This is a genomic window from Streptomyces sp. NPDC048636 (assembly GCF_040650655.1).
Taxonomy (GTDB): Bacteria; Actinomycetota; Actinomycetes; order Streptomycetales; family Streptomycetaceae; genus Streptomyces.
The window spans coordinates 118,560-140,739 of record NZ_JBEZHR010000007.1 but is presented as its reverse complement, the minus strand read 5'-3'; the positions used below and the strand labels follow the sequence as shown (position 1 = coordinate 140,739).

Genomic DNA, 22,180 nt, shown 5'->3' with positions numbered 1-22,180 from the left:
GCCCGATTGGCTGGCGCCGCATCGTCGCTCACTGTACCCCATGGCTGACCCCCGGCGCATTTGTCGTGGGGTCTTCTTGCTGCTCGGGGTGGTTTGGGTGGGGGAGAAGCGGCTGTTGGGGTGCGGGAGTTGGGGCGTACGGTGGGGGCGCGGAGTGCCGCCTGGAGCGGCGTGCGGTTGATCCCCTAATGTGGCTTTTGTCGTCCACGTCGACCACGTTCTTGGGGAAGGGACTCGATGGAGCGCACCGTCGTCCGTTGTGCTGAAGGGCACGTGTTCAGTACCGCCTCGTTCCCGATGCAGCATCTCACCGCCGACCGGATCGGTCCCGGGCGGTTGCTGCGGTGTCCGCGTTGCGCGCGGCTGCGGCATGCGGTGCCCGTGGGGCACCAGAAGCGGTAACCGAGGTAGCCGAGAAGATCAGGGGCGAGGGTCCGGTCCGCTGGGGCCGGGCCCTTCGTCGTGCCTGGTCCAGCGCGGAGGCCGCGCGGACGGCCGCGCGGATGGCTGCGTGGGGGCTGTCCGTAGAGGGGCACTCCGTTTGCGTATCCTCATTGCGTGCTTCTCTCAGACAAGGACATCCGGGCCGAGATCGACGCCGGACGGGTGCGGATCGATCCGTATGACCCCACGATGGTGCAGCCATCGAGCATTGACGTCAGGCTGGACCGGTTCTTCCGGGTGTTCGAGAACCACCGCTATCCGCATATCGACCCGGCGGTGGAGCAGCCCGATCTGACACGGCTGGTGGAGCCCGAGGGGGACGACGCTTTCATCCTGCACCCCGGGGAGTTCGTGCTGGCCTCGACGCTCGAGGTGATCAGCCTTCCGGATGACATCGCCTCCCGGCTGGAGGGAAAATCGAGTCTGGGGCGGCTGGGGCTGCTGACGCACTCCACGGCCGGATTCATCGACCCGGGCTTCTCGGGGCATGTGACGCTCGAACTGTCGAATGTCGCGACGCTGCCGATCAAGCTGTGGCCGGGGATGAAGATCGGGCAGCTGTGTATGTTCCGGCTGACCTCGCCCGCCGAGCACCCCTACGGCTCGGCGCACTACGGCTCCCGCTATCAGGGGCAGCGCGGGCCGACGCCCTCGCGGTCGTTCCAGAACTTCCACCGGACGAAGGTGTGACCGCCGTGAGCGAGAGCGGGACCGAGAAGCGGGAGAACCTCAGCTACGAGCGGTTCGGCGTCGCCGTCCGCGAGCTGGCGCAGACGATCGCGGACGACGGCTATGAGCCGGACGTCGTGCTCTCCATAGCCCGTGGCGGCGTCTTCGTCGCGGGCGGTCTGGCGTACGCGCTGGACTGCAAGAACATCCACCTGGTCAATGTGGAGTTCTACACCGGGGTCGGGACCACGCTCGAGATGCCGGTGATGCTCGCCCCGGTGCCCAACGTGATCGACTTCTCCGACAAGAAGGTGCTGATCGCGGACGATGTCGCGGACACCGGCAAGACGCTGAAGCTGGTGCGCGACTTCTGCCTGGGCACGGTCGCGGAGGTGCGCAGCGCGGTGATCTACGAGAAGTCGCAGTCGCTGGTGAAGTGCGAGTACGTCTGGAAGCGCACCGACGAGTGGATCAACTTCCCGTGGAGCGTGGAGCCGCCGGTCGTCCGGCGGGCCGGGCAGGTGCTCGACGCCTGAACAGGCCGGCCGGAAGACGCCTGAAAGACGCCTGAACGGGGCGGAAGGCGGGCGGCGGGCAAACTCGTTGGGGCCCGCTGGCGCGGGCCCCTCGCCTTGTGCCGCCGACGGTTACAGCGTGCCCAGCTTCAGCAGGCTCAGCAGCGCGATCAGCTGGATCGCCGACGCCCCCAGCGCCTTCGGCCACGGCAGGTCGTGCGACTTGCTCACCATCGAGGTGAAGAGCGCGCCCGCGGCCAGCCAGGTGGCCCAGCCGAGCACCTTCACCAGCGAGCTGTCACCGCCCAGGAAGAGCGCGAACAGCAGCCGCGGCGCGTCCGTCATCGACATGATCAGCATCGACAGACCGACGGTGGGCGCCCATGAGCCGTCGCCGCCCAGCTGCCGGGCGAGCGTGTGGGTGACCGCGCCCAGCACCAGACCGCTGAGCACCATCGCGACGCCCGTGCACAGCACCCACGGGATGCTGTTGGACATCGGGGCGTTGAGGACGTCGTCGCGGGCCGCGCCGAATCCGAACACCGCCAGCAGGCCGTAGACGAAGGTCACGACGAGCGCCGGGCCCCAGACCGTGTAGTCACGCATCTGGTAGAAGGTGGCCGCCGGGCGCAGGGCGATGCCGCTCAGCAGCTGCTTCCAGTGCAGCCGGGGGCCCGCGGGCGGCGCGGTGGAGGAGCCGGCGCGGTAGGTGTGGGCGTATCCGTCGTCGTACGGGTCATAGGCGTCCGGCGCCTCGCCGATGCTGAACGCCTGTGTATGGCCCGCGTTGTTGTCGGAGTACGCGCCGGAGCCGGAGCCCTGTGCGGGGCCGTAAGGCCCCTGGCCCTGTCCCGGATGGCCCTGCCCCTGGCCGTAGCCTCCGGGGTCGTGGCCCGGCCCGAGTCCGGGGCCGGGGCCGTAGTACGGGTCCTGGTCGCCGCCGAAGTACTCCGGCTCTCCCTGTGAAGGGGGCTGCTGCCACTGCGGCTGCCGCTGGCCGTACGGGTCCTGCTGACCGTACGGCGGCGGCTGCGGCGGTCGCTGCTGCTGCCCTTGTCGCGCGGAGTGGGAGTCCCGTCCGCGTCCGATCCTGAATCCAGCCACCATTCGAACGTACCCGGTCGTACGGGGCGCGATGGCTGAGCGGTGGGACGGGCGGGGCTTTGCGGCCGACCTGTGACATCCCTTAGGGGGGCCCGGAGGGGTTGTCCCCCCGGGGAACGGTGGAGTTGGCACCACCCCGGGGGACGGCTGTCAGGGCGGCTGCCAGTGGGCTGTCAGTCGTCGTCGGCGTACGGGTCGCTGGTGAACGCCGTCAGGTCCTTGCGGCCGTCCGTGATCCACCAGCGCTCGGGGTGCTCGCCGTACCGCGAGAAGGTGAGGCCACGGCCCCAGGCGAGGACCACCTCGTCCTTTCCGTCGTGGTCGAAGTCGGCGACGCGGTAGAGGCGGCCCGCCCGTTCGCCCTTGCGGACCTTCTTGCCGTCCAGCAGCGCCGGGACGGCCCGGGTCAGGAGGCGGCGGTCGGCGACCGTGCCCGCGGAGCCATGGCGCAGGGTCAGCAACTCGACGCCGCCCGCGCCGAGCGAGACGGCCAGTTCGTCGGTGTGGTTACCGTTGGTGTCGGCCGCCGCCAGGACACCGGACATCTTCGGCACCTTGATCGGGTGCGGGGTGGGGTCCCCGGTCCGGCTCGACGCGTGCGGATAGACGCTGACCGTCTCGCCGATGTCCGGCCTCTCGGTCTCGTAGCCGGGCTCGTCGTTACGGGTTCCGCTGTCGCCGACCGCGACATCGCGCTTGCCGTCACCGTCGAAGTCGCCGAAGGCCACGGAGTTGCCCTCGCGCAGTTTGCGGCCGGTGGGGCGGAGGCCGTCCGGGCCCGCGGCCATCAGGGTCGAGCCGGACTGCTCCTCGTCGTTGAGCGCGTGCACCACCAGATCGGTGGGACGGTCGCCGTCGATCTTGTCGGCGATGAGGTCGCCGATCTCGTCGCGCGCACCGTGGGCGCCGAGGGGGCTGGCGTACGGCACGGTCCTGGCGGCCTTGCCCGCCCTGCTGAACGGGCCGTACATCACCAGCAGCGAGCGGCGGTCGGCGCGGATCAGCGCCAGGTCGTGGTGGCCGTCGCCGTCGAAGTCCCCCACGGTCGGGCGCTGGGTGTCCACGCTGTCGTCGGGGCCGGTCAGCTGGATCCGGGCGGCGGCCCGGGTCTTGCGCGGGCCCTCCGCCGAGCCCCAGGAGATGTACGGGACGGTACGGACGGTGGTGTGGGTGCGCTCGGCCTCGCGCTTGCCGAGCCGCTCCCCCGCGGTCGTCGTCACATCGGCGTAGCCGTCGTCGTCGAGATCGGCCGTGGTGATCTCGCTGGCGCCCGCGACGGTGACGTCGGCGGCGGGCAGACCGAGGTCCTGGCGCCGCAGGACGGTGCGGGTGGCGGGGTCGAGCCCCTTGGCGGAGCTGTAGACGAAGCCGGTGCGGGTCGGCAGGCCCTCCTTGCGGGAGGGAACGGGGAGTTGGAGGTCCGGATAGCCGTCGCCGTTGAGGTCGTCCGGCAGCCGGCTGCCCTTGCCGTGGGGGACGGGCGCGGAGGCGGTGGGAGTGATGACGCCCCCGGACCTGGCGTCGGAGGACGCCGGGGAGCCCTTGTCGCCGCCGTCGTTCCCGCCACCGAGCCCGCAGGCGGCCAGCAGCAGCGCGAGCGCGGCCGCGCAGGCGCTCCCGGCGGCGGTCCTGGCGGTGGTGCGGTACGCGGACCCCGGGACGCGTCCGGGCGGCGGTGCGGTGGGGGGAGGCGCAGGCGTCATCCGGCCACCTCAACCCATCGGGTGGGGGCCTGTCCACCTGTCCCATGGGATGGGTCACTCCGTTACGAGGGCAATGCGGTGTGTGCGGGCCGTCCGCCGGGCGGCGGGACGGCCCTGCGGTGGCCGGGAGCCGGGCCCCGCTGGAGCGGGCCCCGGCCCCGTCGGACGGTCCGGCGTCCGGCACGTCGGCACACCACGCCGCACCACCGCCCACGCCTCCGCGTGGCATGACCGCAGGTCCGGCTTGCCGCGCAAGCGGGCCGGGGTCCGCCGACGGCGAGTGGGTGGTGGGGACGGCGGCAGCGGATGCCCCGCGGCAACCCGGCCGGACATGCCAGGGCCGGGCCGCAGTGGTTTACGCCCCGCGGAGGCGCGGCCGGCCGGACGCGCCAGAGGCACAGTGGCCGGTGGCCGCGGCGTGCCCCTGCCCGCCCCCGCGGGGCACCTCGGGGCGGGCAGCCCAGCCCCGTCCCAAAGGTGTGCGGCCGCGACAGCGGCCACCGCGCCCGGGCGCCCCGTGGGAATTGGCAGATATATGACAGGCGAAAGGTGTGTGGGCGCCGGGCCGGGGCTCCGGGCCCGGGGGGGGACTCACCGGGGGTGCGGAGGGTTGTGCTCGGGGGTGTGCGGGTGCTGGGTGAGGGGCGTGAAGGGGAAGGGGGGCGGGGCGGCGGCGCCGTCGAGGGCACGGCCCGGGCGGCGGGGCCGCCCGCGCGGTGGGGGCGCGGGCGGGCGGCGGGGCGGGCGAGGCCCCCGCTGACCTGCCGCGGCCCGCCCGCACGCGGTCGGCGGACGGTCTCCGTGCCGCGCCCCGATCGATCGTCGATCGCCCTGCGGTCGACGATCGCTCGAGGGTCGGCCGGGCCCGCCAGGGGCCCGGATCGAGAGCTGGTAGAACCGTCAACTACAGCACACCAACGTGATAGTTGTGACGTTTCCGGGGGATCACGGACCCATCCGCCCCCTTGGCAGTAAAGATGACCTTTGGAGCACAAGGTCTGTCCAGGACATTTACCAATGGGTGGTTGGGGCATGATCCTGTAGAGATTCGCAACGTTGTTGTGAGAAGGGATACTTCACGGCCAGGATCGGTACATGTTCGAAGCGGGCGAGCGGGGGCAGCCATGTGCGTATCGCACGAAGCACGGGTTATCGGTGAGGTGACGAAACCGGTGAAGGAGGGCGCGGGCGGGGTGTAGTCGCGATGTCGGACGGGAGTGGCCGGCCGGCGGCGGCGGATGCCGCTCGCCCGCCGCGGGATGAGGGTGTTAGAAATAACGACATGGCCGGACTTTTCGGTCGATCACGGGTTCCGTTGGCCCGCACGGTGACCGACTGGCGCCCACGAGGTCGGCGTGAGGGGCCGCGCTCGGAGCGTGACCGGCCCGGGCGCCGTAACCATCGGGACCAGCTGGATCGGCTGGATCCCCGGGACCGGGATCCGCGGGATCCGGGCGAGCGGCGGGCGGGAGGCGGGCTGACGCACGCTCCCACCGGGCCGCGCGGCCCCCGAGGGCCACGGCGTCGCCGCGGCCCGCTGGGCGCTGTGCGCACGGTCGCGGGCCAGGTGTTCGTCCTCCAGGTGGGCGTGGTGCTGCTGCTCGTCGTCGCCGCCGTGGTCGCCCTCGTCCTCCAGGCCCGCTACGACAGCGAGCGCGAGGCGCGCAACCGCTCCATGGCGGTCGCGGAGAGCTTCGCCAGCGCCCCGGGCATGGTCGCCGCGATGCGCAGCGCCGACCCCACCGCGGAGCTCCAGCCGCTCGCCGAGCGGGCCCGCAAGGGCTCGGGGGTCGACTTCATCGTCGCCATGTCGCCCGACGGCATCCGCTACACCCACCCCAATCCGAACCGGATCGGGAAGCACTTCATGGGCAGCATCGCGCCCGCGCGCGAGGGCCGGAACGTCACCGAGACCTTCACCGGCACCCTCGGTCTCTCCGTACGGTCCGTGGTGCCCGTCTTCGACGAGCGGGGCAAGGTCGTCGGTCTGGTCTCGGCCGGAATCACGATCAAGAAGGTCAGCGGCGCGGCCGACCACCAGCTGCCGCTGCTCTTCGGCGCCGCCGCGGCCGCGCTCGCCCTGGCCACGGCCGGTACGGCGCTGGTCAGCAGGCGGTTGCGGCGGCAGACCCACGGTCTGGACCCGGCCGAGATGACGCGGATGTACGAGCACCATGACGCGGTGCTGCACGCGGTGCGCGAAGGGGTGCTGATCGTCGGCGGCGACGGCCGTCTGGTGCTGGCCAACGACGAGGCGCGGCGGCTGTTCGACCTGCCGCCGGACGCCGAGGGGCGCCCGGTCGCCGAGCTGGGCTTCGACCCGCACACGGCCGCGCTGCTGACCTCCGGCCGCCCGGCCACCGACGAGGTGCACACCGCCGGTGAGCGGCTGCTCTCCGTCAGCCACCGCCCCACGGACCGTAACGGCGGACCGCCCGGCAGCGTCGCGACCCTGCGCGACACCACCGAGCTGCGCGCCCTGTCCGGCAAGGTCGACCTCGCGCGCAAGCGGCTGAAGCTGCTGTACGACGCGGGTGTGTCCATCGGCACCACGCTGGACGTGGTGCGCACCGCCCAGGAGCTGGCGGAGTACGCGGTCGCGCGGTTCGCCGACTATGTCTCGGTGGATCTGGCGGACTCGGTGCTGCGGGGCGAGGAGCCGCAGGACGGCGACATGGGCACCAGCTCGGGCACCAGCACCGCGATGGGCGTGGCCCTGGGGCTGCCCATGGGCGGTGCGCCGGTCGGGACGCACCACGCCGCAGGAACGATCCCGGGTGCGGAAACGGCCGCCGGTCCGGGTACCGCCCACGCAGCGGGCACCACCCGGGGCACCGGAGTGATACAGGGCGTGGTCCAGGGCGTGGTCCTGCCCCACCAGCTCCTACCGGCGGACGCCGCGACCGCGGGCACGGCCCGGACGGACGCCGAGGGGCGGCCCACCGCGCTGCGCCGTACGGCGCTCAGCGGCATCCGCGAGGAGGTCCCGCTCTGCCCCGTCGGCATGCTGATCCAGTTCGGCGCCGGCGCCCCCCAGGCCAGGGGGTTCCGCACCGGCGCGGTGACGGTCGAGCCGGTGCTCGGCGACTTCGGCGGATGGCAGGCGCAGGATCCCGAACACGCCCAGCAGATCGTCGACTTCGGCATCCACTCGATGATCACGGTCCCGCTGCGGGCCCGGGGCGTGGTGCTCGGCGTGGCCAGCTTCATGCGCGCGGAGAAGCCCGAGCCGTTCGAGGAGGACGATGTCTCCCTCGCCGAGGAGTTGGTCACCCGCGCCGCCGTCAGCATCGACAACGCCCGCCGCTACACCCGTGAGCACACCATGGCGGTCACGCTCCAGCGCAGTCTGCTGCCCCGGGTGCTGCCCGAACAGGACGCGCTGGACGTGGCGTACCGCTATCTGCCGGCGGAGTCGGGGGTGGGGGGTGACTGGTTCGATGTGATTCCGTTGCCGGGGGCGCGGGTTGCTCTGGTGGTGGGTGATGTGGTGGGGCATGGTCTGCACGCGGCGGCGACGATGGGGCGGTTGCGTACGGCGGTGCATAACTTCTCCACGCTGGATCTGCCGCCGGACGAGATCCTGTCGCATCTGGACGATCTGATCGCCCGGATCGACCAGGACGAGCGTGGCGGCGCCGAGAGCACCGACGCCGGCACCGAGGTGATCACCGGTGCCACCTGTCTCTACGCGATCTACGACCCGGTGACCCGGCGCTGCACGATGGCGCGAGCGGGGCATCCGCCGCCCGCGGTGGTGAGTCCGGACGGTTCGGTGGAGTTCCCCGATCTGCCCGCGGGTCCGCCGCTGGGCCTGGGCGGGCTGCCGTTCGAGACCGCCGAGCTGGTGCTGCCGGAGGGCAGCCATCTGGTGCTCTACACCGACGGGTTGATCGAGAAGCGCGACCGCGACATCGACATCGGTCTGGAGCTGCTGCGCGACGCCCTCTCCCATCCGGGCCGGACCCCGGAGGAGTCCTGTACGGCGGTGCTGGACGCGCTGCTGCCGGACCGCCCCAGCGATGACATCGCGCTGATCGTGGCGCGCACCCGGGTGCTGGAGCAGGGCCGGATCGCCGACTGCGAGGTGCCGTCCGATCCGGCGCATGTCGCCGAGGTCCGGGCGGCGGTGGCGCGGAAGCTGGCCGAATGGGACCTGGGGGACGTCGCGTTCACCACCGAGCTGATCCTCAGCGAGCTGATCACCAACGCGATCCGCTACGCCACCGGCCCGATCCGGGTGCGGCTGCTCTGCGACCGCAGTCTGATCTGCGAGGTCTCGGACACCAGCAGCACCTCACCGCATCTGCGGTACGCGGCCACGACGGACGAGGGCGGCCGAGGGCTGTTCCTGGTCTCGCAGTTCGCGGACCGCTGGGGCACCCGCTACACGGCGGACGGCAAGGTCATCTGGGCCGAACTGGCGCTGCCCCAGCAGAAGAACGGCAAGCGGCACTGAGAGCCGCACGGCGAAGGGGCCCGCCCGCGCATCGCGCGGACGGGCCCCTCTCCACGGCCGGGCGGCCTTACTTCACCGGCTCGGGCTCCGGCTCCTCGACCGGCTCGCCGTCGCCCTCGGGGTCGGCGGGCGTCTTCACCGAGTCGAGCAGCAGCTGCGCCACGTCCACGACCTGGAGCGCCTCGTTGGCCTTGCCCTCGTTCTTCTTGCCGTTGACCGAGTCCGTCAGCATCACCAGACAGAACGGGCAGGCGGTGGAGACGATGTCGGGGTTGAGCGACAGCGCCTCGTCCACCCGCTCGTTGTTGATGCGCTTGCCGATCCGCTCTTCCATCCACATCCGGGCGCCGCCCGCGCCACAGCAGAAGCCGCGCTCCTTGTGGCGGTGCATCTCCTCGTTGCGGAGCCCCGGCACCTTGGCGATGATCTCGCGCGGCGGGGTGTAGACCTTGTTGTGGCGGCCCAGGTAGCAGGGGTCGTGGTAGGTGATCAGACCCTCGACCGGGGTGACCGGGACCAGCTTGCCCTCGTCGATGAGGTGCTGGAGCAGCTGGGTGTGGTGGATGACCTCGAACTCGCCGCCCAGCTGCGGGTATTCGTTGGCGATGGTGTTGAAGCAGTGCGGGCAGGTCGCGACGATCTTCTTCTTGGACTTCTCGACGACGACGCCCTCGTCAGCATCCTCGCCGAACGCCATGTTCAGCATCTCGACGTTCTGCTGACCGAGCTGCTGGAAGAGGAACTCATTGCCCAGGCGGCGGGCCGAGTCACCGGTGCACGCCTCGTCGCCACCCATGATCGCGAACTTGACGCCCGCGATGTGCAGCAGCTCCGCGAAGGCCTTGGTGGTCTTCTTGGCGCGGTCCTCCAGGGCGCCGGCGCAGCCGACCCAGTAGAGGTAGTCGACCTCGGTGAGGTCCTCGATGTCCTTGCCGACGACCGGGATCTCGAAGTCGACTTCCTTGGTCCACGCCAGGCGCTGCTTCTTGGCCAGGCCCCAGGGGTTGCCCTTCTTCTCCAGGTTCTTGAGCATCGTGCCCGCCTCGCTGGGGAAGCTGGACTCGATCATCACCTGGTAGCGGCGCATGTCCACGATGTGGTCGACATGCTCGATGTCCACCGGGCACTGCTCGACACAGGCGCCGCAGGTGGTGCAGGACCACAGCACATCGGGGTCGATGACGCCGTTCTCCTCCAGCGTCCCGATCAGCGGGCGCTCGGCCTCCGCGAGGGCGGCCGCGGGCACCTCCTTCAGCTGCTCCTCGGTGCCCTTCTCCTCGCTCTCCGCGGTCTTGCCGCCGCCCGCGAGCAGATACGGGGCCTTGGCGTGCGAATGGTCGCGCAGCGCCATGATCAGCAGCTTGGGGGAGAGCGGCTTGCCGGTGTTCCAGGCCGGACACTGCGACTGGCAGCGGCCGCACTCGGTGCAGGTGGAGAAGTCGAGGATGCCCTTCCAGGAGAAGTGCTCGACCTGGGAGACGCCGAACTGGTCGTCCTCGCCCGGGTCCTCGAAGTCGATCGGCTTGCCCTCGCTGGTCATCGGCAGCAGCGCGCCGAGGGCGACCTCGCCCTCCGCGTTCCGCTTGAACCAGATGTTGGGGAAGGCGAGGAAGCGGTGCCAGGCGATGCTCATATCGATGTTCAGGCTGACCGTGATCATCCAGATCATCGTGGTGCCGAGCTTGATCATCGCGAACAGGTAGGTCAGGTTCTGCACCGTCCCGGTGCTGAACCCGTCGAAGAGCGTGACCAGCGGGTACGAGGCGAAGTACGCGGGCTCGTAGTGGTCGACGTGGTGCAGCGCGCCCTCACAGCCGCGCAGCGCCATGATCGCCAGGCCGATGATGAGGATCACGTACTCGACGAAGTACGCCTGCCAGGCGGTGGATCCCGCGAACCGCGACTTGCGCCCGGCCCGGCCGGGCAGGTTCAGCAGCCGGATCACCATCAGGGTCAGGATGCCGAGGGTGGTCATGGTGCCGATGAACTCGATGTAGAGCTCGTACGGCAGGAAGCCACCGATGATCGGCAGGGTGAAGTCCGCCTGGAACAGCTGGCCGTAGGCGGTGAGGATGGTCGGCGGCAGCGTCAGGAAGCCGACGGCGACGAACCAGTGGGCGACACCGATGACGCCCCACTTGTTCATGCGCGTATGCGCGAGGAACTCGCGTACCAGCGTCACACTGCGCTGGTACGGATTGTCGGTCCGGGTGCCCGCCGGCACGGGCGCGCCCAGCTTGAAGAAGCGCACGAACTGCGCGACGGCGCGACCGAGCAGGGCAACGCCGACCGCGGTGAGGACCAGCGACACGATGATCGCGGCGAGTTGCATAGGGAGCTCCTCGAACCTACGAGAGCGATGATTACTAAGCAGTAACTTAATTCGTCTGGACCGACATTACCCGCCGGGGAGCTGCCTCATGTAGCCGACCGGCCGGTGATCTGTGTCGCTCAGGGTGCCCTCTCCTGCCGTTTCCGGGGGCTTTCGCGGCCCCCGCGCGGGCTGCTCCAGGGTCGCCCCGGGGCCGCCGCGGGGCTTGTTTTCGCTGGTGTGCGCCCCCTTGTTCATAAGGGTCATATAAAAGTTGAGTCGTGCTGACTCAGGTACGTTGACAGGGTGGAGCGGATCATGCACGCTTGAGTCTGTTCCACTCAATGCTGTACTCGAAGCGGTAGCTGGAGGATTACGAAATGGCTCGTGCGGTCGGCATCGACCTGGGTACGACGAACTCCGTCGTCAGTGTTCTCGAAGGCGGTGAGCCCACCGTCATCACCAACGCCGAGGGCGCCAGGACCACGCCGTCCGTCGTCGCGTTCGCGAAGAACGGCGAGGTGCTGGTCGGTGAGGTGGCCAAGCGCCAGGCGGTCACCAACGTGGACCGGACCATCCGCTCGGTCAAGCGCCACATGGGCACTGACTGGAAGGTCAACCTGGATGGCAAGGACTTCAACCCCCAGCAGATGAGCGCCTTCATCCTCCAGAAGCTCAAGCGGGATGCGGAGTCGTACCTGGGCGAGAAGGTGGCTGACGCGGTCATCACCGTCCCGGCGTACTTCAACGACGCCGAGCGTCAGGCGACCAAGGAAGCCGGTGAGATCGCGGGCCTCAACGTCCTGCGTATCGTCAACGAGCCTACCGCCGCCGCGCTCGCCTACGGGCTGGAGAAGGACGACCAGACCATCCTGGTCTTCGACCTCGGCGGCGGCACCTTCGACGTCTCGCTGCTGGAGATCGGCGACGGCGTGGTGGAGGTCAAGGCCACCAACGGTGACAACCACCTCGGTGGTGACGACTGGGACCAGCGCGTCGTCGACTACCTGGTCAAGCAGTTCAACAACGGCCACGGCGTGGACCTCGGCAAGGACAAGATGGCGCTCCAGCGCCTCCGCGAGGCCGCCGAGAAGGCGAAGATCGAGCTCTCCAGCTCGTCCGAGACCACCATCAACCTGCCCTACATCACGGCCTCCGCCGAGGGCCCGCTGCACCTGGACGAGAAGCTCACCCGCGCCCAGTTCCAGCAGCTCACCTCCGACCTGCTGGAGCGCTGCAAGACCCCGTTCCACAACGTGATCAAGGACGCGGGCATCTCGCTGTCCGAGATCGACCACGTGGTCCTGGTCGGCGGCTCCACCCGCATGCCCGCCGTCGCCGAGCTCGTCAAGGAGCTGACCGGCGGCAAGGAGGCCAACAAGGGTGTGAACCCGGACGAGGTCGTCGCCATCGGCGCGTCCCTCCAGGCCGGTGTGCTCAAGGGTGAGGTCAAGGACGTCCTGCTGCTGGACGTCACCCCGCTGTCCCTCGGTATCGAGACCAAGGGCGGCATCATGACCAAGCTGATCGAGCGCAACACCACGATCCCCACCAAGCGCTCGGAGATCTTCACCACGGCCGAGGACAACCAGCCGTCCGTGCAGATCCAGGTCTACCAGGGCGAGCGCGAGATCGCCGCGTACAACAAGAAGCTCGGGATGTTCGAGCTCACCGGTCTGCCGCCGGCCCCGCGCGGGGTCCCGCAGATCGAGGTGGCCTTCGACATCGACGCCAACGGCATCATGCACGTCGCCGCGAAGGACCTCGGCACCGGCAAGGAGCAGAAGATGACCGTCACCGGCGGCTCCGCGCTGCCGAAGGACGACATCGACCGCATGATGCGCGAGGCCGAGCAGTACGCGGAGGAGGACCACAAGCGCCGCGAGGCCGCCGAGACCCGCAACCAGGCCGAGCAGCTCGTCTACCAGACGGACAAGTTCCTGAAGGACAACGAGGACAAGGTCCCCGGCGACGTCAAGACCGAGGTCGAGGAGGCGCTCACCGAGCTGAAGGAGAAGCTCAAGGGCGACGACACGGCCGAGATCCGCACCGCCACCGAGAAGGTCGCGGCGGTCAGCCAGAAGCTGGGCCAGGCCATGTACGCGCAGGGCGAGGGCGCGGCCGCGGCCGGTGCCGCCGCCGGTGAGCCGGGCGCCGAGGGCCAGGCCAAGGCCGAGGACGATGTGGTGGACGCCGAGATCGTCGATGACGAGAAGGCCGACAAGGGCCAGGGTGGTGCCGCGTGACGGAGGAGACCCCGGGCTTCGAGGAGCAGCCCGACGTCCCCTCCGAAGCCGCGCAGACCCCTGACGACGCGGCGAAGGGCGCCGGGTCCGCCGACAAGGCGGGTCCGGCCCCCGCAGGGGACCTCGAGCAGGTGGCCATCCAGGCGCAGCTGGACCAGGTCCGTACGGCGCTCAACGAGCGGACGGCCGACCTCCAGCGGCTCCAGGCGGAGTACCAGAACTACCGGCGCCGGGTCGAGCGGGACCGGATCTCGGTCAAGGAGGTCGCCGTAGCGGGCCTGCTGTCCGAGCTGCTGCCCGTGCTCGACGACGTCGGCCGCGCCCGTGAACACGGCGAGCTGGTCGGCGGCTTCAAGTCCGTCGCCGAATCGCTGGAGACGGTGGCGGCGAAGCTGGGCCTCCAGCAGTTCGGCAAGGAGGGCGAGCCCTTCGACCCGCTGGTGCACGAAGCCCTGATGCACTCGTATGCGCCCGATGTCACCGAGACGACGTGCGTGCAGATTTTGCAGCCGGGGTATCGAATCGGCGAGCGTACGATCCGGCCGGCTCGGGTCGCGGTCGCCGAGCCCCAGCCGGGCGCCACCCCCACCAAGGGCGGCGAGGGCGAGGGCGCGGAGGCGGACGAGGAGAGCGGTGGCCCGGACGAGGGCTGACGCGGCGGTGACGGCGAGGAAGACGAGAGAGGAGGGACGTCGGGGATGAGCACCAAGGACTTCGTCGAGAAGGACTACTACAAGGTCCTCGGCGTCCCCAAGGACGCGACCGAGGCGGAGATCAAGAAGGCGTACCGGAAGCTCGCGCGCGAGTTCCACCCGGACGCCAACAAGGGCGATGCCAAGGCGGAGGAGCGCTTCAAGGAGATCTCCGAGGCCAATGACATCCTCGGCGATCCCAAGCGGCGCAAGGAGTACGACGAGGCCCGCTCACTCTTCGGGAACGGCGGCTTCCGCCCCGGTCCCGGCGGTCCGGGCTCCACCGGCAGCTTCAACTTCGACCTGGGCGACCTCTTCGGAGGCGGCGGTCAGGGCGGCGGCGGTGGCGCCGGCGGTTTCGGCGGCGGTCTCGGGGATGTCTTCGGCGGTCTCTTCAACCGCGGCGGCGGCTCCCGCACCCAGCCGAGGCGTGGTCAGGACATCGAGTCCGAGGTGACGCTGAGCTTCACCGAGGCGGTGGAGGGGGCCACGGTCCCCCTGCGGATGTCCAGCCAGGCCCCGTGCAAGGAGTGTTCCGGCACCGGCGACAAGAACGGCACCCCCAGGGTCTGCCCGACCTGTGTCGGCACCGGGCAGGTCAGCCGCGGTGGCGGTGGCGGTTTCTCGCTCACCGACCCGTGTGTGGAGTGCCGGGGCCGCGGGCTGATCGCGCAGAACCCGTGCGAGACCTGCAAGGGCAGCGGACGGGCTCGTTCCGCCCGCACCATGCAGGTCCGGATCCCCGCAGGGGTCAGCGACGGCCAGCGGATCCGGCTGCGTGGCAAGGGCGCCCCGGGCGAGACCGGCGGTCCGGCCGGTGACCTGTACGTCATCGTCCATGTGGACGCGCATCCGGTCTTCGGCCGCAAGGGGGACAACCTGACCGTCACCGTGCCCGTCTCCTTCTCGGAGGCGGCGCTCGGCGGTGAGATCAAGGTGCCGACGCTGGGCGGCCCCCCGGTCACCCTGAAGCTGCCGGCGGGCACGCCCAACGGCCGGACGATGCGGGCGCGCGGCAAGGGCGCGGTCCGCAAGGACGGCACCCGGGGCGATCTGCTGGTCACCGTCGAGGTCGCGGTGCCGAAGGACCTCAGCGACACGGCGCGCGAGGCGCTGGAGTCGTATCGCGAGGCGACCGCGGGTGAGGATCCGCGGGCGGAGCTGTTCCAGGCCGCGAAGGGAGCGTGACCCCCATGGAGCCGCACGGCCGAGGAGGAATCGGAGGCAGGGGCGCGGGCCGGGCCCGCAATCCCTACGAGCTGACCGACGAGTCGCCGGTGTACGTCATCTCGGTCGCCGCTCAGCTCTCCGGTCTGCATCCGCAGACCCTTCGTCAGTACGACCGCCTCGGCCTGGTCTCCCCCGACCGCACCGCCGGCCGCGGCCGGCGGTACTCCGCGCGCGATATCGAGCTGCTCCGGCAGGTGCAGCAGCTGTCCCAGGACGAGGGCATCAACCTCGCCGGGATCAAGCGCATCATCGAACTGGAGAACCAGGTCGCCGCCCTCCAGTCCCGGGTGGCCGAGCTCCAGTCCGCGGTCGAGGGCGCGGCGGCGGCCATGCAGCAGCGCGAGGCCCAGGTCCATGCCTCCTACCGGCGCGACCTGGTCCGCTACCAGGACGTCCAGCAGACCAGCGCACTGGTCGTCTGGCGGCCCAAGCGATCCGAATGACAAGGTGACGTCGACCGAGGACCGGCGGCCGGGGGCATCGCGCCCGGCCGCCGGTCCTCCGGCGTTCCGGCGCGCTCTACGGTGTGGCCATGTCCGCGTTCATACAACAGCTTCCCGCCCTGCTCGGTGTCCTCGTCGGTGCCCTCGGCTCGTATCTGGCGATCACCAAGGGCGATGAGGCACGCTTCCGCCGCGAACAGCGAGCCCGCTGGGAGGAACGCCGACTGGCGGTCTACGCCGACTACGCCACGGCGCTGAAGCGCAGCGTCACCCTGGCCTACCGGATCGCCTCCCACCTGGGGGTCGATCCGCACCCGCATCCGCTGTCCCCCGAGGAGGCGGCGGCCGGTCTCGCCGAGGCCACCGACGCCAGGGATCCGGCGGGGGAGGCGCTGCTGATGCTGGGCACCCCCGAAGTGGTGGAGCGGGCGCGGGCCTGGGTGGTCGCGGTCGTCGAGATCGAGCAGTTCCTGCGGGAGCCGGTCCGTACCGCGGAGGGCTGGTCCGCGCTGCTCGCCCGCCAGCGCGCCGCGCGCGAGGAGTACTACGCGGCCGTCCGCCGAGACGTGGCCCTCCCGCCCGGCCACTCCGGCCACTGGACCCTCCACTGGCGCCCCTCGTCCGGCCGTTCGGACTAGGCCGCCTCGGCCCGCCCGGGGCACCTCGGTGGCGCGACGGCGGGGCGGGTGAGGAGCACCATGGAGGTACGGCAGGAGGTAGCACCATGCTGGAAGTCAAGACGATCGACAAGCCCGATGAGCGGCGTGACTTTCCCGGGGGCCACCTCGACACCGTGCATCTGACGGGACTGGACTTCGCGGTGGGCGTCTTCGAGCCGGGCTGGCGCTGGAAGGAGTCGGTGCGGCCGATCGCCGGGACATATCTGTGCGAGGTCCATCACACGGGGTTCGTGGCCAAGGGGCGGATGCGGCTGCGGATGGCCGACGGCGCGGAGACCGAGGTGGGGCCGGGAGACGTCTTCGTCTGCCCGCCGGGGCATGACGCGTGGGTGGTCGGCGACGAGCAGGTCGTGGTGTACGACTTCGCCGGTGCGATGGCCGAGAGCTACGCGAAGGCGGAGCGGCGCGGGAACGCCGAGGACGAGAACGCCGACGACGGGGACGGGGACTGAGACACCGGCGGCGCGCGGCCTACGCCCGGCCCATGGCCCGGGTGAGGGTGATCTCGATCAGGACCCGGGCGGGATTGGGGCGCGGGGTGCGCTGGTAGCGCTCGGTGTAGCGGGCTTCCGCGTCCGCGATCAGCCCGGGCTCCTCGCGGATCACCGCGAGCCCCTCCAGGGTGGCCCATCGTCTGCCCGCCAGCTGGCAGACGGCGACCCGCGCACCGCTCTCGCCCGCCGCCCGGACGTGCGCGACCTTACGGCTGTGGCCGCTGGCGATGACGCGGGCGAGCCCGGCCTCCGGATCGTAGGTGACCCCGACCGGGACGACATGCGGGGTGCCGTCCGGGCGTGGGGTGGTCAGGGTGCACAGATGGCGCTCCCGCCAGAAGGCGAGATAGCCGGGGTCCGGATCGCGGGGGTCGATGGCCATGGCCCAGAACCTACGGCCGGAAGGAGTGGCACAGCACAGTTGAGTGCAATAGACTCAAGTTTACGGAGGATGGGTAGGGCAGGATTGGGTCCCGGGACGGGGCCCAGCAGCAGGTCATGGATGCGAGGAGGAGCACAGGGACGTGGATGCCGAGCTGACCAACAAGAGCCGGGCGGCGCTGAGCGCCGCCAATGACCGTGCGGTGACCGCCGGACACGCGGACATGACCCCCGCGCATCTGCTGCTCGCCCTGCTCCAGGGCCAGGAGAACGAGAATGTGATGGACCTGCTGGCCGCCGTCGACGCCGACGCGGCCCAGGTGCGCGGCGGCGCCGAGCGGCTGCTCGCCGCGCTGCCCAGCGTCCAGGGCTCCACCGTGGCCCCGCCGCAGGCGAGCCGGGAGCTGCTGGCCGTCATCGCGGACGCGGCCCGGCGCGCGAAGGAGCTCGGCGACGACTACGTTTCCACCGAGCATCTCCTCATCGGCATCGCCGCCAAGGGCGGCCAGGCCGGGGAGCTGCTCGACCAGCAGGGGGCGAGCGCCAAGAAGCTGCTCGCCGCGTTCGAGAACGTCAGGGGTGGACAGCGGGTGACGACGGCCGATCCGGAGGGCACGTACAAGGCCCTGGAGAAGTTCGGCACCGATTTCACCGCCGCCGCGCGCGAGGGCAGGCTCGACCCGGTCATCGGCCGGGACCAGGAGATCCGGCGTGTGGTGCAGGTGCTCTCGCGCCGCACCAAGAACAACCCGGTGCTGATCGGTGAGCCGGGTGTCGGCAAGACCGCCGTCGTCGAAGGGCTCGCCCAGCGCATCGTCAAGGGCGACGTCCCCGAGAGCCTGCGGAACAAGCGCCTGGTCGCGCTGGACCTCGGGGCGATGGTCGCGGGCGCCAAGTACCGCGGCGAGTTCGAGGAGCGGCTGAAGACCGTCCTCGCCGAGATCAAGTCCAGCGACGGCCAGATCATCACCTTCATCGACGAACTGCACACCGTCGTCGGCGCGGGCGCCGGCGGCGACTCCTCGATGGACGCGGGCAATATGCTCAAGCCCATGCTGGCCCGCGGTGAGCTGCGCATGGTCGGCGCCACCACCCTCGACGAGTACCGCGAGCGGATCGAGAAGGACGCCGCGCTGGAGCGCCGCTTCCAGCAGGTCCTGGTCTCCGAGCCGACCGTCGAGGACACCGTCGCCATCCTGCGCGGGCTCAAGGGCCGCTACGAGGCCCACCACAAGGTGCAGATCGCGGACGGCGCGCTGGTGGCCGCCGCCAGCCTCTCCGACCGGTACATCACCTCCCGCTTCCTGCCCGACAAGGCCATCGACCTGGTCGACGAGGCCGCTTCCCGGCTCCGGATGGAGATCGACTCCTCACCCGTGGAGATCGATGAACTCCAGCGCTCGGTGGACCGGATGAAGATGGAGGAGATGGCGCTCGCCCGGGAGACCGACGAGGCCAGTAAGCAGCGTCTGGACAAGCTCCGCCGCGACCTCGCCGACAAGGAGGAGGAGCTGCGCGGGCTGACCGCCCGCTGGGAGAAGGAGAAGCAGGGCCTCAACCGCGTCGGTGAGCTCAAGGAGAAGATCGACGAGCTGCGCGGCCAGGCCGAGCGCGCCCAGCGGGACGGCGACTTCGACACCGCCTCCAAGCTGCTCTACGGGGAGATCCCGGCCGTCGAGCGTGAGCTCGCCGAGGCGTCCGAGGCCGAGGAGGAGGTGCAGCGGGAGGACCGCGGCACCATGGTCAAGGAGGAGGTCGGCCCGGACGATGTGGCCGATGTGGTCGCCTCCTGGACCGGTATCCCGGCCGGCCGCCTGCTGGAGGGCGAGACCAAGAAGCTGCTGCGCATGGAGGACGAGCTCGGCAGGCGGCTGATCGGCCAGACCGAGGCCGTGCGCGCCGTCTCGGACGCGGTGCGCAGAAGCCGTGCCGGGATCGCCGATCCGGACCGGCCCACCGGTTCGTTCCTCTTCCTCGGCCCCACCGGGGTCGGCAAGACCGAGCTGGCCAAGGCGCTCGCCGACTTCCTCTTCGACGACGAGCGGGCCATGGTCCGTATCGATATGAGCGAGTACGGCGAGAAGCACAGCGTGGCCCGGCTGGTCGGCGCCCCGCCCGGCTACGTCGGCTATGAGGAGGGCGGCCAGCTCACCGAGGCCGTGCGCCGCCGCCCGTACAGCGTGGTGCTGCTGGACGAGGTCGAGAAGGCCCACCCCGAGGTCTTCGACATCCTGCTCCAGGTCCTCGACGACGGACGGCTCACCGACGGCCAGGGCCGCACGGTCGACTTCCGCAACACCATTCTCGTTCTCACCTCCAACCTCGGCAGCCAGTACCTGGTGGATCCGCTGCTGGGCGAGGAGGAGAAGAAGCAGAGCGTGCTGGAGACGGTACGGACCTCCTTCAAGCCCGAGTTCCTCAACCGCCTGGACGACCTGGTGGTCTTCTCCGCGCTGAGCCAGGACGAGCTGGCCCGGATCGCCGAGCTCCAGGTCGGCGCGCTGGCCCGGCGGCTCGCCGAGCGGCGGCTCACCCTGGAGGTCACCCCGGCGGCGCTGGCCTGGCTGGCCGAGGAGGGCAACGATCCGGCGTACGGGGCCCGCCCGCTGCGCCGTCTGGTGCAGACCGCGATCGGCGACCGGCTGGCCAAGGAGATCCTGTCCGGCGAGGTCAGGGACGGCGACACGGTCCGGGTGGACCGGGTCGGCGACGACCTCCTGGTCGGTCCGGCGCAGTAGCGCGCCCGGCCCGGCGCCGGGCCCGCCCAGGATCACGCGCCGGAGCACGCGCCTTGGTGATCAAGTAAAACCCGGCTGGGGTTGCGACGCGGGGGCGGGTGTGAGGGAGGATGGCGGTATCCATACGAAGGGAAATCCACGGTGAGCATCGACCCGTCCTCGATTCCGAATTTCGGGGGCCAGCCCGAGCCCGATCCGGCGGGTCCGAGCGGCCCCGTGCTGCCCGACCAGGACCTGGTCAAGCAGCTGCTGGAGCAGATGGAGCTGAAGTACGTCGTTGACGAGGAAGGGGACCTCGCCGCGCCGTGGGAGCAGTTCCGCACCTATTTCATGTTCCGTGGTGAGGAGGAGCAGCAGGTCTTCTCCGTCCGGACGTTCTACGACCGGCCGCACGGCATCGACGAGAAGCCGCGGCTGCTCGAGGCGATCGACGACTGGAACCGCCGTACGTTGTGGCCGAAGGTCTACACCCACACCAACGACGACGGCGCGGTCCGGCTGATCGGTGAGGCGCAGATGCTCACGGGCACCGGCGTCAGCCTGGAGCACTTCGTGTCCAGCACGGTCAGCTGGGTGCGGGCTTCCATCGAGTTCGACAAGTGGCTGGTCGAGCAGCTCGGCCTGGAGGCCGATATCGAGTCCGACGGCGAAGAGAAGCCCGGCGACGACGAGAGCTGAGCCCCCGGGTCCGCGAGGACACGGCGAGGACATAGCCGGAGCCCGGCCGCAGCACCGCCCCGAGAGGTGCGGTGCGTGGCCGGGCTCACGCGTTTTCAGGCGCCTTCGAGGCCCCTGTCCGAAGGCCCTCGGGCGGCTCGGCCCGCCAGACCCTTGAGCCGTCCGACCGCGTCGGTGAGCACCTTGGCGCGCTTGCAGAAGGCGAACCGCACAAACGGCGCGCCCTGGTCCTGGTGGTCGTAGAAGACCGCCTCCGGTACGGCGACCACCCCGCAGCGCTCGGGCAGCGAGCGGCAGAACGCGAAGCCGTCGCTCTCGCCGAGCGGGCGGATATCGGTGGTGATGAAGTACGTGCCCGACGGGCGGAAGACCCCGAAGCCCGCGTCGGCCAGCCCCTCGGCCAGCAGATCGCGCTTGGCGCGCAGATCCTCGCGGATGCCGTGGAAGTAGTCGTCCGGCAGCCGCAGCGCCTCGGCGACCGCGTACTGGAAGGGCCCGGCGGAGACGAAGGTCAGATACTGCTTGGCCGAGCGCACCGCCGTGACCAGCTCGGGGGAGCCGGTCACCCAGCCGACCTTCCATCCGGTGAAGGAGAAGGTCTTGCCCGCGCTGCTGATGGTCACCGTGCGCTCGCGCATCCCGGGGAAGGAGACCAGCGGGGTGTGGCCGGTCTCGAAGACCAGGTGCTCATAGACCTCGTCGGTCACCACCAGCAGATCGCGCTCCACGGCCAGCTCGGCGACGGCGGCCAGTTCGGCGGCGGTGAGCACGGTGCCGGTGGGGTTGTGCGGGGTGTTGAGCAGGATGAGGCGGGTGCGGTCGGTGACGGCGGCCCGCAGCTCGTCCAGGTCCAGGCCGAAGCCGTCGCCCCGCGGCCGGAGGGTCACCGGGACCCGGGTCCCGCCCGCCATCGCGATACAGGCGGCGTAGGAGTCGTAGTACGGCTCCAGCGCGATCACCTCGTCGCCCGGCTCCACCAGGGCCAGCAGCGAGGCCGCGATCGCCTCGGTGGCACCCGCGGTGACCAGTACCTCACGGTCCGGGTCGAAGGTCAGCCCGTACCAGCGCAGCTGGTGCTCGGCGATCGCGGTGCGCAGTTCGGGGATGCCGGGGCCGGGCGGGTACTGATTGCCGCGGCCGTCGCGCAGCGCGCGCACGGCGGCCTCCCGCACCTCCTCCGGGCCGTCGGTGTCGGGAAAGCCCTGGCCCAGATTGATCGCGCCGGTGCGTACGGCGAGGGCGGACATCTCGGCGAAGATCGTGGTGCCGAAGGCGGCCAGTCGGCGATTGAGCAGCGGTCGTCCCATGCCGCCATCCTCCGCCGAACCTCTGGACTTCCTCAACTCCGCTTTTGGCCCTGACGGCGGCGGGCATGAGCGGGTCAGGTACGACG

Annotated in this window: 16 protein-coding genes; 11 read left to right on the top strand and 5 right to left on the bottom strand. The window is 70.6% G+C overall.

Translation table 11 applies throughout. The features are described from left to right. Window positions 1-558 precede the first annotated feature (558 nt). Both dcd and AB0C66_RS20695 read left to right on the top strand, forming a co-directional pair. Window positions 559-1,134 carry a dCTP deaminase gene (gene dcd / locus AB0C66_RS20700; protein ID WP_362440308.1) on the top strand — a complete coding sequence of 192 codons (576 nt, stop codon included), beginning with the start codon at window positions 559-561 and terminating at the stop codon, window positions 1,132-1,134. A gap of 5 nt (window positions 1,135-1,139) precedes the next feature. After that, entirely contained in the window at window positions 1,140-1,649 is a 510-nt protein-coding gene (locus AB0C66_RS20695; RefSeq protein WP_362440305.1) for a phosphoribosyltransferase, read from the top strand. Window positions 1,650-1,760: 111 nt separating this feature from the next. Here the strand turns inward: AB0C66_RS20695 and AB0C66_RS20690 are convergent, their stop codons facing one another. Together AB0C66_RS20690 and AB0C66_RS20685 are read right to left on the bottom strand one after the other, a co-directional pair. Continuing rightward, entirely contained in the window at window positions 1,761-2,735 is a 975-nt protein-coding gene (locus AB0C66_RS20690; RefSeq protein WP_362440302.1) for a Yip1 family protein, read from the bottom strand. A gap of 170 nt (window positions 2,736-2,905) precedes the next feature. Beyond that, window positions 2,906-4,435 (bottom strand): FG-GAP repeat protein, encoded by a 1,530-nt coding sequence (locus AB0C66_RS20685; protein WP_362440299.1) that lies wholly within the window; start codon window positions 4,433-4,435, stop codon window positions 2,906-2,908. A 1,537-nt stretch (window positions 4,436-5,972) separates the two neighbouring features. Between AB0C66_RS20685 and AB0C66_RS20680 the strand changes: the two genes are divergently transcribed. After that, window positions 5,973-8,894 (top strand): SpoIIE family protein phosphatase, encoded by a 2,922-nt coding sequence (locus tag AB0C66_RS20680; protein WP_362441081.1) that lies wholly within the window; start codon window positions 5,973-5,975, stop codon window positions 8,892-8,894. 67 nt (window positions 8,895-8,961) lie between these two features. On the opposite strand, the gene AB0C66_RS20675 is transcribed toward AB0C66_RS20680, so the two are convergent. Then, window positions 8,962-11,226 carry a (Fe-S)-binding protein gene (locus AB0C66_RS20675; RefSeq protein WP_362440296.1) on the bottom strand — a complete coding sequence of 755 codons (2,265 nt, stop codon included), beginning with the start codon at window positions 11,224-11,226 and terminating at the stop codon, window positions 8,962-8,964. Window positions 11,227-11,585: 359 nt separating this feature from the next. On the opposite strand from AB0C66_RS20675, the gene dnaK reads away from it, so the two are divergent. The 6 genes from dnaK (at window position 11,586) to AB0C66_RS20645 (ending at window position 16,948) form a co-directional block, all read left to right on the top strand. Next, on the top strand, window positions 11,586-13,451 hold the full coding sequence (gene dnaK, locus AB0C66_RS20670) for a molecular chaperone DnaK (protein ID WP_362440294.1): 1,866 nt from the start codon (window positions 11,586-11,588) through the stop codon (window positions 13,449-13,451). Next, window positions 13,448-14,104: a nucleotide exchange factor GrpE gene (gene grpE, locus AB0C66_RS20665; protein WP_362440291.1), complete on the top strand. Its 657-nt coding sequence runs from the start codon at window positions 13,448-13,450 to the stop codon at window positions 14,102-14,104. The genes dnaK and grpE overlap by 4 nt, the downstream gene beginning before the upstream one ends. A gap of 45 nt (window positions 14,105-14,149) precedes the next feature. Next, window positions 14,150-15,331 (top strand): molecular chaperone DnaJ, encoded by a 1,182-nt coding sequence (dnaJ, locus tag AB0C66_RS20660; protein WP_362440288.1) that lies wholly within the window; start codon window positions 14,150-14,152, stop codon window positions 15,329-15,331. Between the two features lie 5 nt (window positions 15,332-15,336). Beyond that, window positions 15,337-15,816 carry a helix-turn-helix domain-containing protein gene (locus AB0C66_RS20655; protein WP_362440285.1) on the top strand — a complete coding sequence of 160 codons (480 nt, stop codon included), beginning with the start codon at window positions 15,337-15,339 and terminating at the stop codon, window positions 15,814-15,816. 89 nt (window positions 15,817-15,905) lie between these two features. Continuing rightward, window positions 15,906-16,454 carry a hypothetical protein gene (locus AB0C66_RS20650; protein ID WP_362440283.1) on the top strand — a complete coding sequence of 183 codons (549 nt, stop codon included), beginning with the start codon at window positions 15,906-15,908 and terminating at the stop codon, window positions 16,452-16,454. 86 nt (window positions 16,455-16,540) lie between these two features. Beyond that, on the top strand, window positions 16,541-16,948 hold the full coding sequence (locus tag AB0C66_RS20645; RefSeq protein ID WP_362440280.1) for a cupin domain-containing protein: 408 nt from the start codon (window positions 16,541-16,543) through the stop codon (window positions 16,946-16,948). 19 nt (window positions 16,949-16,967) lie between these two features. Here AB0C66_RS20645 and AB0C66_RS20640 read toward each other — a convergent pair whose 3' ends face one another. Then, the gene (locus tag AB0C66_RS20640; RefSeq protein ID WP_362440277.1) at window positions 16,968-17,372 is read right to left on the bottom strand and encodes a TIGR03618 family F420-dependent PPOX class oxidoreductase; all 405 of its coding nucleotides are present in this window, start codon (window positions 17,370-17,372) and stop codon (window positions 16,968-16,970) included. A 142-nt stretch (window positions 17,373-17,514) separates the two neighbouring features. Here AB0C66_RS20640 and clpB point away from each other — a divergent pair, with 142 nt between their 5' ends. Continuing rightward, complete coding sequence (gene clpB, locus AB0C66_RS20635; RefSeq protein ID WP_362440274.1) at window positions 17,515-20,109, top strand: ATP-dependent chaperone ClpB; 2,595 nt, start codon at window positions 17,515-17,517, stop codon at window positions 20,107-20,109. A 141-nt stretch (window positions 20,110-20,250) separates the two neighbouring features. Continuing rightward, the gene (locus AB0C66_RS20630) at window positions 20,251-20,787 is read left to right on the top strand and encodes a YbjN domain-containing protein (protein ID WP_362440271.1); all 537 of its coding nucleotides are present in this window, start codon (window positions 20,251-20,253) and stop codon (window positions 20,785-20,787) included. A 95-nt stretch (window positions 20,788-20,882) separates the two neighbouring features. On the opposite strand, the gene AB0C66_RS20625 is transcribed toward AB0C66_RS20630, so the two are convergent. Continuing rightward, on the bottom strand, window positions 20,883-22,094 hold the full coding sequence (locus AB0C66_RS20625; protein WP_362440268.1) for a pyridoxal phosphate-dependent aminotransferase: 1,212 nt from the start codon (window positions 22,092-22,094) through the stop codon (window positions 20,883-20,885). Between the last annotated feature and the right edge of the window lie 86 nt (window positions 22,095-22,180).

Bases quoted from the DNA above. Each gene is read 5' to 3' on its own strand.
- AB0C66_RS20685 (WP_362440299.1), bottom strand. From the start codon at position 4,435: ATGACGCCTGCGCCTCCCCCCACCGCACCGCCGCCCGGACGCGTCCCG.
- AB0C66_RS20655 (WP_362440285.1), top strand. From the start codon at position 15,337: ATGGAGCCGCACGGCCGAGGAGGAATCGGAGGCAGGGGCGCGGGCCGG.
- AB0C66_RS20650 (WP_362440283.1), top strand. From the start codon at position 15,906: ATGTCCGCGTTCATACAACAGCTTCCCGCCCTGCTCGGTGTCCTCGTC.
- AB0C66_RS20640 (WP_362440277.1), bottom strand. From the start codon at position 17,372: ATGGCCATCGACCCCCGCGATCCGGACCCCGGCTATCTCGCCTTCTGG.
- dnaK (WP_362440294.1), top strand. From the start codon at position 11,586: ATGGCTCGTGCGGTCGGCATCGACCTGGGTACGACGAACTCCGTCGTC.
- AB0C66_RS20645 (WP_362440280.1), top strand. From the start codon at position 16,541: ATGCTGGAAGTCAAGACGATCGACAAGCCCGATGAGCGGCGTGACTTT.
- AB0C66_RS20675 (WP_362440296.1), bottom strand. From the start codon at position 11,226: ATGCAACTCGCCGCGATCATCGTGTCGCTGGTCCTCACCGCGGTCGGC.
- AB0C66_RS20625 (WP_362440268.1), bottom strand. From the start codon at position 22,094: ATGGGACGACCGCTGCTCAATCGCCGACTGGCCGCCTTCGGCACCACG.
- dnaJ (WP_362440288.1), top strand. From the start codon at position 14,150: ATGAGCACCAAGGACTTCGTCGAGAAGGACTACTACAAGGTCCTCGGC.
- AB0C66_RS20690 (WP_362440302.1), bottom strand. From the start codon at position 2,735: ATGGTGGCTGGATTCAGGATCGGACGCGGACGGGACTCCCACTCCGCG.